Origin of the sequence: Streptomyces sp. NPDC008092, assembly GCF_042957285.1 — a bacterium.
GTDB lineage: Bacteria > Actinomycetota > Actinomycetes > Streptomycetales > Streptomycetaceae > Streptomyces.
Map to the genome: position 1 here is coordinate 20232 of NZ_JBIBHY010000011.1, position 12920 is coordinate 33151.

Sequence of the window (12920 nt, forward strand, 5' to 3'; positions counted from 1 at the left end):
GTGTGTCTCCTGCTCGCTGTCGTTACCGGTGAGCCGATCCGATTGTTTCATGCCGCGCGAGCGGGTGAAGTCCTGACGGGCGCCTTAACCGGCGTCGGGGGTACTGTCAAGAGGGTTCCGCTCACCCTGGTGGGCGATTTTTGTGCGGCTACAGAGACGGCTAGAGAGACGGAGTGCACACGTGACGCGCAGCGTGTACGTGACCGGGATCGATCGCGGCGACGGCCGTCAGGTCGTCGAGCTGGGCGTGATGGAGCTGCTGACCCGGCAGGTCGACCGGGTCGGTGTCTTCCGCCCCCTCGTCCACGACGGTCCCGACCGCCTCTTCGAGCTGCTGCGCGCGCGGTACCGCCTCTCCCAGGACCCGGCGACCGTCTACGGCATGGACTACCACGCGGCCTCCGCCCTCCAGGCCGAGCGCGGTGCCGACGAACTGGTCTCCACCCTCGTCGACCGCTTCCACCTGGTCGCCCGCGACTACGACGTCGTCCTCGTCCTCGGCACCGACTACGCCGACACCCAGTTCCCGGACGAGCTGTCCCTCAACGCCCGGCTCGCCAACGAGTTCGGTGCCTCGGTGATCCCGGTGGTCGGCGGCCGCGACCAGAACGCGGAGTCCGTGCTGGCGGAGACCCGCAACGCGTTCCGGGCGTACGACGGTCTCGGCTGCGACGTGCTGGCGATGATCGCCAACCGGGTCGCCCGGGAGGACCGGGACGAGATGGCCCGGCGGATCGACGGGCGGCTGCCGGTGCCGGTGTACGTGCTGCCGGACGAGCCCGCGCTGTCCGCGCCGACGGTCGCCCAGATCGCCCACGCGCTCGACGCGAAGGTGCTGCTCGGCGACGACTCGGGGCTGGCCCGGGACGCGCTGGACTTCGTCTTCGGCGGCGCGATGCTGCCGAGCTTCCTGCCCGCCCTGACCCCGGGCTGCCTGGTCGTGACCCCGGGCGACCGCGCCGACCTGGTCGTCGGCTCGCTGGCCGCGCACAGCGCCGGCACCCCGCCGATAGCCGGCGTGCTGCTCACCCTCGGCGAGCGGCCCACCGACGAGATCCTCACCCTCGCCGCCCGGCTCGCCCCCGGCACCCCGGTGATATCCGTGCCCGGCAACAGCTTCCCGACCGCCGCCCAGCTGTTCTCCCTGGAGGGCAAGCTGAACGCGGCCACCCCGCGCAAGGCGGAGACCGCGCTCGGCCTGTTCGAGCGGTACGTCGACACCGCCGGGCTCAACAAGCGGGTCTCGGCGCCGAGCACCGGCCGGCTCACCCCGATGATGTTCGAGCACAAGCTCCTGGAGCAGGCGCGTTCCGACAAGCGGCGGGTGGTGCTGCCGGAGGGGACCGAGGCGCGGGTGCTGCATGCGGCGGAGGTGCTGCTGCGTCGGGGGGTATGTGACATCACACTGCTCGGACCCGTCGACCAGATCCGCAAGAAGGCCGCCGACCTCGGCATCGACCTCGCCGACGCCCAGCTGATCGACCCGGCCGCCTCCGAGCTGCGCGACGCCTTCGCCGAGCAGTACGCCCTGCTCCGCGCCCACAAGGGCGTGACGGTGGAGCTGGCGTACGACGTGGTCGCCGACGTCAACTACTTCGGCACCCTGATGGTGCAGGAGGGCCTGGCGGACGGCATGGTCTCCGGGTCCGTGCACTCCACGGCGGCGACCATCCGCCCGGCCTTCGAGATCATCAAGACCAAGCCGGGGTCCTCGATCGTCTCGTCCGTCTTCTTCATGTGCCTCGCCGACAAGGTGCTGGTCTACGGCGACTGCGCGGTGAACCCGGACCCGAACGCCGAGCAGCTCGCCGACATCGCGGTCCAGTCGGCGGGTACGGCAGCCCAGTTCGGGGTGGAGCCGCGGATCGCGATGCTGTCGTACTCCACGGGCACGTCGGGTTCGGGGGCGGACGTCGACAAGGTGCGGGAGGCGACCGAGCTGGCGCGCTCGCGCAGGCCCGACCTGAAGATCGAGGGGCCGATCCAGTACGACGCGGCCGTGGAGCCCTCGGTGGCCGCCACCAAGCTGCCGGGCTCCGAGGTCGCCGGGCAGGCCAGCGTGCTGATCTTCCCGGACCTCAACACCGGCAACAACACCTACAAGGCCGTGCAGCGGTCGGCCGGCGCGATCGCCGTCGGGCCGGTGCTCCAGGGACTGCGCAAGCCCGTCAACGACCTGTCCCGGGGCGCCCTCGTCCAGGACATCGTCAACACCGTCGCCATCACGGCGATCCAAGCCCAGAACTCCAACGAGAAGGCGTTCCAGCAGTGACCAGCCCCACCCGTGTCCTCGTCCTCAACTCCGGCTCCTCGTCGGTGAAGTACCAGCTGCTGGACATGCGGGACAGCAGCCGGCTGGCGGTGGGGCTCGTCGAGCGGATCGGCGAGCAGACCTCCCGGCTCAGGCACACCTGCCTGGACAGCGGTGACTCCCGCGAGGCGGTCGGGCCGATCGCCGACCACGAGGCCGCCCTGAAGGCCGTGGCGGAGGAGCTGACGAGGGACGGCCTCGGGCTCGACTCGCCGGAACTGGCCGCGATCGGGCACCGGGTGGTGCACGGCGGGATGTTCTTCACCGAGCCGACGGTGATCGACGACGCGGTGCTCGCCGAGATCGAGCGGCTGATCCCGGTCGCCCCGCTGCACAACCCGGCGAACCTGACCGGGATCCGCACCGCGCGGGCGCTGCGCCCGGACCTGCCGCAGGTCGCCGTCTTCGACACGGCGTTCCACACGACGATGCCGGAGTCCGCGGCGCGTTACGCGATCTCCCCGAAGATCGCCGACCGGTACCGGATCCGGCGCTACGGCTTCCACGGCACCTCGCACGCGTACGTGTCCCGGGCGACCGCGCGGCTGCTGGGAAAGACACCGGAAGACGTGAACGTCATCGTGCTGCACCTCGGCAACGGGGCGTCGGCGTCGGCCGTCCGGGGCGGCCGGTGCGTGGACACCTCGATGGGCCTGACGCCCTTGGAGGGACTGGTGATGGGAACCCGTTCCGGCGATCTGGACCCGGCCGTCATTTTCCATTTGGCACGAGTTGGCGGAATGTCCATGGACGAGATCGACACTCTTCTCAACAAGAGGAGTGGTTTGTTCGGTCTGTGCGGTGACAACGACATGCGGGAGATCCGGCGCCGGATCGACGAGGGCGACGAAGAGGCACAACTCGCCTTCGACATCTACATTCACCGCCTGAAGAAGTACATCGGCGCGTACTGCGCCGTCCTCGGCCGGGTCGACGCGGTGGCCTTCACCGCGGGCGTCGGCGAGAACGCGGCCCCGGTGCGGGAGGCCGCCGTGGCGGGCCTGGAGGGGCTGGGGCTCACGGTCGACCCCGAGCTGAACGCCGCCCGGTCGGACGAGCCGCGGCTGATATCGCCGGCGGCCGCGCGGGTCGCGGTCGCCGTGGTGCCGACCGACGAGGAACTGGAGATCGCCACCCAGACGTACGCACTGGTGGGTAGCGGATCGACGCCGGCCGGAAATAACAGCTGAGCACATTAGCGCCCATTTGTATCTTCCACCAGACGGAATATTCCGTAGCGAAACAAACCGATAGGATCGCCCCCATGCGCCGTTCGAAAATCGTCTGTACTCTCGGCCCCGCGGTCGACACCCACGAGAAGCTCGTCGCCATGATCGAGGCGGGCATGAACGTGGCCCGGTTCAATTTCAGCCACGGCTCCCACGCCGAGCACCAGGGGCGGTACGACCGCGTCCGGGCCGCCGCCAAGGAGACCGGCCGGGCCATCGGCGTCCTCGCCGACCTGCAGGGCCCGAAGATCCGTCTGGAGACCTTCGCCGAGGGACCGGTGGAGCTGGAGCGCGGTGACGAGTTCGTCATCACGACCGAGGACGTCCCGGGCGACAAGACCATCTGCGGTACGACCTACAAGGGCCTGCCGGGCGACGTCTCGCGCGGCGACCAGATCCTCATCAACGACGGCAACGTCGAGCTGAAGGTCCTGGACGTCGAGGGCCCGCGGGTGAAGACGATCGTCATCGAGGGCGGTGTCGTCTCCGACCACAAGGGCATCAACCTGCCCGGCGCGGCCGTCAACGTGCCCGCGCTGAGCGAGAAGGACGTCGAGGACCTCCGGTTCGCGCTGCGCATGGGCTGCGACATGGTCGCGCTGTCCTTCGTGCGGGACGCCAAGGACGTCGACGACGTCCACAAGGTGATGGACGAGGAGGGCCGCCGGGTCCCCGTCATCGCCAAGGTGGAGAAGCCGCAGGCGGTGGAGAACATGGAGGGCGTCGTGATGGCGTTCGACGCCGTCATGGTGGCCCGTGGCGACCTGGCCGTCGAGTACCCGCTCGAAAAGGTCCCCATGGTGCAGAAGCGCCTGATCGAGCTGTGCCGGCGCAACGCCAAGCCGGTGATCGTGGCGACCCAGATGATGGAGTCGATGATCACCAACTCCCGCCCGACCCGCGCCGAGGCCTCCGACGTCGCCAACGCGATCCTGGACGGTGCGGACGCGGTGATGCTCTCGGCGGAGTCCTCCGTCGGCGCGTACCCGGTCGAGACCGTGAAGACGATGTCGAAGATCGTGTCGGCGGCCGAGCAGGAGCTGCTGAGCAAGGGCCTGCAGCCGCTGGTCCCCGGCAAGAAGCCGCGCACCCAGGGCGGTTCCGTGGCCCGTGCCGCGTGCGAGATCGCCGACTTCCTCGGCGGCCGCGGCCTGGTCGCCTTCACCCAGTCCGGCGACACCGCCCGCCGCCTCTCGCGCTACCGCGCGCAGCAGCCGATCATCGCCTTCACCACCGACGAGAACACCCGCAACCAGCTCACCCTCAGCTGGGGCGTGGAGTCGCACGTGGTGCCGTTCGTGAACACCACGGACGAGATGGTCGACATGGTCGACCAGGAGCTCGCCAAGATCAACCGCTTCAACGCGGGCGACACGGTCATCATCACGGCCGGCTCGCCCCCCGGCGTCTCCGGCACCACCAACATGCTCCGCGTCCACCACATCGGCGGCATCAACAAGTGACGCCCCGATAAAGGGCCTTGTACGACACCGAGGGCGCTCCCTGTGGCAGGGGGCGCCCTCGGTCTGCCGCCGTCGGATCACACCGCCGGCGGTGCTCCGACCGTCTCCCGCAGCCAGGCGTTGCCGCCCAGTTCCGGATGGGCGGCAACAGGCCCCGGCCGCGGGGCTGCTGCGCCGCGTCGGCGTGTTTCCGCGCGGGAGGCGGGCAGCGCACAGCGCGGCTCGTGGAGTGAGCCGAAATCCCCCTACGGGCGTGCGGTCGACACGCCCCTCCCCCCGGGACTTGATCACCCTGCCGGGCAACGGGACTTTACGAAAGTCAGATCAGCGCTTTAGATCCTCATTGGATTCCGGTCCGGATGACCGGCTCCGGGCAGAGCTGTGCCCCGCCGAGTCGATACTCGGCGGGGCACGGCCCTCTTGTGCGGCTCCCGGACGGGTCTGTGGTGCGGCTCAGCTGGTGCCGTCGGTCGTGTAGACGTGCATCCCGGGGATGTGCAGGGTGCCGCCGAACTGGGCCGCCTGGACGACCTTCACGTTGGTGAAGTAGATCAACGGGATGTTCAGCGGCGGCGGGTTGTCCGGGTCGAACGTGATCGGGATCAGACCGAACAGGTTGCCCGAGATCGACTCCGTGTACATCGTCGTGGCGCCGCCGGTGATCTTCGACGTGGAACCGGACGCGCCCTGCACGTGGTACGTCTTGCCGATCTTGGTGTCCTTCACCGTCTGGTGCAGGTCACCGATGTCGGTGCCGCCCGAGATGACGTACTTCAGCACCTTCTTCGTCTTGCCGCTGGCCGTCTTCACCTCGACGATGCCCTGGTAGTCGGCACTCTTCAGCGTCAGCGAGCTGGCGTTCAGGTACCAGGGGTCGTCCGCCACCGCCACCTTGTTGTCGACACCGCTCACGTCCTCGGTGGCGGCGTTGCAGTCCTCGGCCGACGTGCTGGAGGTCGCGGACGGGCTCGCCGAGGCGGTGGAGGTGGCGGCCTCGGCCGCCTTGGTGACGTCCTTGGTGGCGTCTCCGGCCGCCTTGGTCGCCGTGTCGGTGGTGTCCTTCACCGTGTCCGTGACCTTCTTGGCGGTCTTGGACACGGTGTCGGAGCCGGTGTCGTCGCCCGACGAGGACGAGGACGACGAGTCGGAGGACGCCGAGGCCGACGGCGAGGGGGTGGCGCTCGCGGTGGAGTCCGACGAGGACGAGCTCGTCGTGCTGCCGCCGCTGAGGATGCTGCCGATCGCGTCCCCGATCGAGTCCAGCAGGCCGCCACCGCTGCTGCTGCTCGCGGAGTCGGACGGCGACGGGGTCGCCGTGCTGCCGGAGTCCGACGAACCGGAGGACCCCGACGAGTCCGAGGAACCCGAATCGCCCGAGGACGAGGACGACTTGGACGCGGACGGTGTCGGCGAGGCGGCGTCGTCGGAACCTGAATCCGACGAGGACGACTTGTCCGACGACGACGTCGAGTCCTTCGTGCCGGCCGATGCCGTGGCCGACGGCGTGGCCGAGTCCGTTGCCTTGTCGCTCGCACTCGCCGAGGCGGAGGGCGACGCGGAGTCCAGGGCGGAGACGCAGTCCTTGTAGTCCTCGGCAAGGCTCTTCGACGACGCCGACGACGTGCTGTTGGTGTCGGCGATCGCGAGCGAGGACGTGAACCCGAAGCCCATGAGCACGGCCGTCGGCATCGCCACGGAAGCTATCGCCTTGCCCGCCGGCATGTGGAACCTGGTGAACAGCGGCTTCTTGGGCGCCGCATGCCGCGGCCCGGTTCTCACACGGGACTCGTCCACATCAGTCCCGTGGGTCACCTCGTCAGCCGGCACTGTGCCTCCCGTTCGCCCCGTTCACCGGGCTCGTTCCTGACAGGTCGTTCTCTCCCAGCGCCGCAGGGGCCTGGAAGGTGCCCCCGTCGCCCACGCCGTCCGGGCCCGGGTGGTAGGCGGCCTTCTCCGGGGCGTCGTCCCCGGCCGGCGGCACATCGCCCTCCGGCTGCGGCTGCTTGGGCACACCCGGCCCCCAGGCCACGGCCATCGCTCCGCCGATCAGGGCGAGCACGAAGCCCATGACGAAGCCACCGAAGTTGGAGACGGGGAGGGACACCAGCGCCAGCAGGATCGCGGCGACTCCCGCGAACGTGCGGATGTGCTTCTGGAACCAGAGGCTGACGCCCAGGACGACGAGCAGCACGCCGATGATCAGGGATCCGGCGCCCGCGGTGGTCGACATCGCCACCGTCAGGCTGCCGAGCTGGAGATGCGCGTACGGGAAGTACATGATCGGAAAGCCGGCGAGCAGGATGTACAGACCGGCCCAGAACGGCCGCGTGCCCCGCCAGGCGCGGAACTGCAGCCTCCGGCGGGTGAACTGGCCGGGTACGGCGGCAGGGGTCTCGGCGCTCATGGAAAACAGCTCCCTGGTGCGGCGTTGCTGTGGTGGTGATGCTGTGTGGTGCGGTGGTGATTCCTTGTACCGCGCGTGAAGACCGTGGGCGGAAGGTGGACGGGCGGGGGTGCCGTCGGCTCCCCCGCCCGTCACGGAGTGCTTAGTAGCACTCCGCGCCCGAAGTCGAGATCGACATGTGCAGACCGCTCAGCTTGAAGGTTCCGGCAGTGGTGGCCCACGCCGTCTGCTTCACGCCGGTCAGCGAGGCGTGGTCCGCCTCCTGCCCGAACCCGTTCGGGTTGGCCAGCCCCTTGTTGACCTCGTCCTGCTTGATGCCAGGACCCTTGCTCATGCTTCCGGCGGCGACACCGATGTTGATGTTGGTGAACGTCGCGTCCGCGGTGAGGTCGTCGAGGTCGATGTACAGCTTGGTGGCCTCGACCGGCTTCTTCGCGTCGGTGCCCGCGTGCAGGATCAGGCTGACGTTCCCGAAGAACGGCACGTTCGGCGTGACCACGGACTGACACAGGTTGGTGATGGTCGCGCTGTTGAACGCCGACACCGCCACCGGGTGAGTGTTCGCCTTGGTGGCGCTGCTGCCCATGTCGACAGCACCGTACTGCTCGAAGCCATCACCCTCGAGAGAGTCGGCCGAGACCTTGAACTGCTGGCCCGACACGCTGAACGACGCGGCGAGAGCGCCCTGCGCGAGGGCGACACCTATACACGCCGTGGCGGCGACGCTGGGCACCATGACCACAGCGAACCGCTTCCATCTGGTCCCGCCACGCACCTGGGACTCCATATTTCCTCCTTCTCGGACGTACATCTCCTGGCCCGGTATCGCCCCCAACGGCGGCTCGGCCGGGCAGGGATGGGAGAAGTGCTACGTCCTCGGAAGGGGAGCGCCCGTACTCGGAGGCACGAACGCACCTCGATCACCGGCGATCACCCCCGAGCGACAACCACTGGTCGCGCCTGACACGCATCACGCACAACCTTGCTGGACAGGCTTCGCGGTGAGGCGAAGACCCCCCTGCCCAAGAGCCGGCTTCACTGCCGCCGACTCTGCTCGGTGGGGACCCAGATGAACCCGCGGCCCGATTGGCTGTCGGGGTACGGGAATGGACCGAGCGTCGCCGATCGTGGTGCATTCTCGGCGCCCGCACAAGGGGCTTCGTTACTCGGGAGTAACGGGCGGATAACCGAAGGACGACCCACCGGTCTCGGAGAGCGACTCTGGGTGGCATCCGGGGGCAGAGCAAAGCGGTTGATCGATGGACGAAACCAGACAGACCAACGGCCCTGATTTACTCCGAGTAACAGCGGCCGCGATTACCAAGATTTGGTAAAGAGCGGCCGCCGTGGCCCCGCCTCGGCAAATCTTTCACTCGCGCATCACAGGACGTGACGTTTAGCGACTGGTCAGAACCGTGTTCAGACCGTTGCCTAGAACAGCGCGCGCGCGAGCGCCCTGCGTGCTCCCACGACCCGCGGGTCGTCGGTGCCCACGACCTCGAAGAGCTCAAGAAGCCGTCGCCGTACGGCATCCCGGTCGTCCCCGGCCGTCCGCTGCACGGTCTCGATCAGCCGCCCGAAGGCGTCCTCGACATGCCCGCCCACCAGATCCAGGTCGGCGGCCGCGATCTGCGCCCCGGCGTCGGCCGGCTTCTCGGCCGCGTCCCTGCGCACCTGCTGCGGGTCCATCCCCTGCACCCGCTGGAGCAACTCGGCCTGCGCGAGCCCCAGCTTGGCCTCGCTGTTCGCCGGGTCGTCGCTCAGCACGTTCTTGTACGCCTGGACCGCGCCGCCGAAGTCACCCGCGTCCAGCGCCTGGACGGCGGCCTCCAGGAGCGCGTCGTACGGGCCCGCCGGCACCACCCCGGGACCGGTCTGCGCGCCCGGCTCGGCGTCGGGGTCGACGACGAGGCCGGTCAGCCCGAACCGCTCCTCGGCGACCTGCACCAGCTGGTCCAGCGTCCCGCGGATCTGCTCCTCGCCGGCCGCGCCCTGGAAGAGCGGCAGTGCCTGCCCGGCGACGACGGCGAAGACCGCCGGGATCCCCTGGACCCCGAACTGCTGCATCAGCATCTGGTTGGCGTCGACATCGATCTTCGCCAGCAGGAAGCGGCCGTTGTACTCGACGGCGAGGCGCTCCAGGACCGGGCTCAGCTGCTTGCAGGGCTGACACCACTCGGCCCAGAAGTCGATGACGACAGGGACTTCGGCGGACCGCTGGAGGACATCGCGCTCGAAGCCGGCTTCGTCGACGTCGATGACCAGGTCGGCCGGGGACACGGCACCGGCACCACCCTGCCGGGCCGCTTCGGCGCGCGTCTGCTCGGCCTTGGTCTTGGCCTCCTGGGCCGCCTTGACCGCGGCGAGGTCGACGACGCCGCTCATGGACATGTTCCGTGGCTGCATGCGTCTATCCTCCCCCGTTCCCGCGCGTGTGTGAAAAGCGTTGTGAAAGCCGGGCCGAACCTGTGTTCATCAACGGCCCCGGGTCCCCGCCCCACGCCGTGGTCGTCGCCCGTGCGGTCAGCCACGAGCTTTCGCTACGACCCGTAGCGTAATCCCATCCGGGACCTGCGCGACACCACTTTCCGGTGATCTCCCTCACGGCATCACGTGAACCGCCGGTTATGGTCGTGGGATGCAGAGCCGCACCCCCGCCGGACGTACCGGCCGCCCGCGCAGCGCCGCCGCGGACGCGGCGATCCTGCAGGCGACGCGGCAGGCGCTGGTCGAACTGGGCTGGTCCAAGCTCACCCTGGGAGACGTCGCCACCCGGGCCGGGGTTGCAAAGACGACCCTCTACCGCCGCTGGGCGGGCAAGAACGAACTCGTCGTCGACGCGGTGGCGGAGCTGTTCGACGAACTCGAACTCCCCGACCGCGGCAGCCTGGCGGACGACATCGAGGGCGTGGTGCTCCAGTTCGCGGCGATCCTGGACCGCCCGGAGGCCCGCAGCGGCCTGATGGCGGCGGTCGCCGAGTCGACGCGGGACGACGCGCTGCGGGAACGTATCCGCGCTTCCATCGTGGACCGGCAGAAGCGGCTGGTCCTGGAGGGCCGGGCCAGGGCGCAGTGCCGGGGCGAACTCCCCTCCGAGCCGGACCCGGAGGAGGCCGCCCGCACGGTGGACCTGATCTTCGACATGGTGGCGGGTGCGGTGGTCCACCGCACCCTGATGAGCGGCAAGCCGGCCGACGAGGCGTGGGTCCGGGACTTCACCCGGGTCCTGCTCCTGGGCCTGGCCGCCCAGCCGACCGAGACGCCCTAGCCCCACCGAGCCGGCCGAGGCGGCCGCTTCCCGACCCACCGGGTCGGGTGGTGGGCGGGCACAGGTTTTCGGGGGTCCAGGGGGCGGAGCCCCCTGGTACGCGGCTAGAACCCCGCCGGCTCCGTGTACACCCCCCACTCGTCCCGCAGCACCCCGCAGATCTCACCCAGGGTGGCTTCGGCCCGTACGGCGTCGAGCATCGGGGCGATCATGTTGGTGCCGCCCCGCGCGGCGGCCAGCATCGCGTCCAGGGCGGCGCGCACCGCGCCCTCGTCCCGGGCGGCCCGCCGGGCGTCCAGCACCCGGACCTGCTCCCGCTCGACCTCGTGCGAGACCCGCAGGATCTCCAGGTCGCCGGTGACGGACCCGGTGTGGACGTTGACGCCCACGACCCGCTTGTCGCCCTTCTCCAGCGACCGCTGGTACTGGAAGGCGGACTCGGCGATCTCACCGGTGAACCAGCCGTCCTCGATGCCCCGCAGGATCCCGGACGTGACCGGCCCGATCGGGTGCCGCCCGTCCGGATGAGCGCGCAGCCCCCGCTCCTTGATCTGGTCGAAGATCTTCTCGGCGTCGGCCTCGATCCGGTCGGTGAGCTGCTCGACGTACCAGGAACCGCCCAGCGGGTCCGCCACGTTGGCGACGCCGGTCTCCTCCATGAGCACCTGCTGGGTGCGCAGCGCGATCTCGGCGGCCTGCTCGCTCGGCAGGGCGAGGGTCTCGTCGAGGGCGTTGGTGTGCAGCGAGTTGGTCCCGCCGAGCACGGCCGCGAGCGCCTCCACCGCCGTACGCACCACGTTGTTGTACGGCTGCTGGGCGGTCAGCGAGACGCCGGCGGTCTGGGTGTGGAAGCGCAGCCACTGCGCCTTGTCGGACCGGGAGCCGTAGACGTCCCGCATCCACCGGGCCCAGATCCGGCGCGCGGCGCGGAACTTGGCGATCTCCTCGAAGAAGTCGACGTGCGCGTCGAAGAAGAAGGAGAGGCCGGGCGCGAACACGTCCACGTCCAGCCCGCGGGAGAGTCCCAGCTCCACGTAGCCGAAGCCGTCCGCGAGCGTGTAGGCCAACTCCTGCGCGGCCGTCGCGCCCGCCTCGCGGATGTGGTACCCGGAGACGGACAGCGGCTTGTACGCCGGGATGCCGGCCGCGCAGTACTCCATCAGGTCGCCGATCAGCCGCAGATGGGGCTCGGGCTGGAACAGCCACTCCTTCTGGGCGATGTACTCCTTGAAGATGTCGGTCTGCAGCGTGCCGTTGAGGACCGCCGGGTCGACGCCCTGCCGTTCGGCGGCGACGAGGTACATGCAGAAGACGGGCACGGCGGGCCCGCTGATGGTCATGGACGTCGTGACGTCGCCGAGCGGGATGTCCTTGAACAGGACCTCCATGTCGGCGGCGGAGTCGATGGCGACCCCGCAGTGCCCGACCTCGCCGAGCGACCGCGCGTCGTCCGAGTCCCGCCCCATGAGGGTGGGCATGTCGAAGGCGACGGAGAGGCCGCCGCCGCCGTTGGCGAGGATCATCTTGTAGCGCTCGTTGGTCTGCTCGGCGTTGCCGAACCCGGCGAACTGGCGGATGGTCCAGGTCCGCCCGCGGTAGCCGGTCGGGTACAGCCCGCGGGTGAAGGGGTACTCCCCCGGCCAGCCGATCCGCTCGAATCCCTCGTAGGTGTCCCCCGGCCGGGGCCCGTACACCGGCTCCACGGGGTCGCCGGAGAGCGTGGTGAAGTCGGCGTCCCGCTTGCGGGCCGCGTCGTAGCGGGCCTGCCAGCGTCGGCGGCCCTCGTCGATGGCGTCAGCGTCCATACCTTCGAATTTACTAGGACGTCCTAGTAAATGTCGATGGGAAACCGCCGCACGGGTGTCCGTACGGCGGTACCGCCCGGAGGCTGCGGACTAGGCCTGGACCTTCGCGGCCACCGGAGAACCCTCGGTGACCTGGGCGTCCAGCTCGCGGGTGACCTTGCGCTCCACGAAGAAGGCGGCGGTCGGGATGGTCCCCGCGAGCAGCACCCACAGCTGCTTGCCGACCGGCCACTTCGCCTTGGAGCCCAGGTCGAAGGCGAAGACCAGGTAGACGACGTAGAGCCAGCCGTGCGCGATGGCGACGACGCGCGTGACGTCGGCCGCACCGTCGATGTCCAGCCCGTACTTGGCGATCATGCTCAGGCACAGCAGCACCAGCAGCACACCGGTGACGTAGGCCAGGACGCGGTAGCGGGTCAGCACGCTCTTTTTCATGGGGA

Annotated in this window: 10 protein-coding genes; 4 read left to right on the plus strand and 6 right to left on the minus strand. The window is 69.5% G+C overall.

What is annotated here, in order from left to right; translation table 11 throughout:
* Positions 1–181 precede the first annotated feature (181 nt).
* From pta to pyk, 3 genes are all read left to right on the plus strand, one after another.
* Positions 182–2272, plus strand: coding sequence for a phosphate acetyltransferase (gene pta / locus ACFZB3_RS32070; RefSeq protein ID WP_391381538.1), 2091 nt, complete (start codon positions 182–184; stop codon positions 2270–2272).
* Complete coding sequence (locus ACFZB3_RS32075; RefSeq protein WP_391381540.1) at positions 2269–3501, plus strand: acetate/propionate family kinase; 1233 nt, start codon at positions 2269–2271, stop codon at positions 3499–3501. The genes pta and ACFZB3_RS32075 overlap by 4 nt, the downstream gene beginning before the upstream one ends.
* A 74-nt stretch (positions 3502–3575) precedes the next feature.
* Positions 3576–5003 (plus strand): pyruvate kinase, encoded by a 1428-nt coding sequence (pyk, locus tag ACFZB3_RS32080; protein WP_391381543.1) that lies wholly within the window; start codon positions 3576–3578, stop codon positions 5001–5003.
* Positions 5004–5456: 453 nt separating this feature from the next.
* Here pyk and ACFZB3_RS32085 read toward each other — a convergent pair whose 3' ends face one another.
* The 4 genes from ACFZB3_RS32085 to ACFZB3_RS32100 form a co-directional block, all read right to left on the minus strand.
* Entirely contained in the window at positions 5457–6830 is a 1374-nt protein-coding gene (locus ACFZB3_RS32085) for a hypothetical protein (protein ID WP_391381545.1), read from the minus strand.
* Entirely contained in the window at positions 6820–7407 is a 588-nt protein-coding gene (locus ACFZB3_RS32090) for a DUF6114 domain-containing protein (protein WP_391381547.1), read from the minus strand. The genes ACFZB3_RS32085 and ACFZB3_RS32090 overlap by 11 nt, the downstream gene beginning before the upstream one ends.
* A gap of 142 nt (positions 7408–7549) precedes the next feature.
* A complete protein-coding gene (locus ACFZB3_RS32095) occupies positions 7550–8194 on the minus strand; it encodes a DUF6230 family protein (RefSeq protein ID WP_391381549.1) in 645 nt (214 codons plus the stop codon).
* A 644-nt stretch (positions 8195–8838) separates the two neighbouring features.
* A complete protein-coding gene (locus ACFZB3_RS32100) occupies positions 8839–9813 on the minus strand; it encodes a tetratricopeptide repeat protein (RefSeq protein WP_391381551.1) in 975 nt (324 codons plus the stop codon).
* Between the two features lie 232 nt (positions 9814–10045).
* On the opposite strand from ACFZB3_RS32100, the gene ACFZB3_RS32105 reads away from it, so the two are divergent.
* Positions 10046–10675: a TetR/AcrR family transcriptional regulator C-terminal ligand-binding domain-containing protein gene (locus ACFZB3_RS32105; RefSeq protein WP_391381554.1), complete on the plus strand. Its 630-nt coding sequence runs from the start codon at positions 10046–10048 to the stop codon at positions 10673–10675.
* A 104-nt stretch (positions 10676–10779) separates the two neighbouring features.
* On the opposite strand, the gene ACFZB3_RS32110 is transcribed toward ACFZB3_RS32105, so the two are convergent.
* Entirely contained in the window at positions 10780–12480 is a 1701-nt protein-coding gene (locus tag ACFZB3_RS32110) for a methylmalonyl-CoA mutase family protein (RefSeq protein ID WP_391381556.1), read from the minus strand.
* A 90-nt stretch (positions 12481–12570) separates the two neighbouring features.
* Positions 12571–12915, minus strand: coding sequence for a DUF3817 domain-containing protein (locus ACFZB3_RS32115; RefSeq protein ID WP_391381558.1), 345 nt, complete (start codon positions 12913–12915; stop codon positions 12571–12573).
* Positions 12916–12920 lie beyond the last annotated feature (5 nt).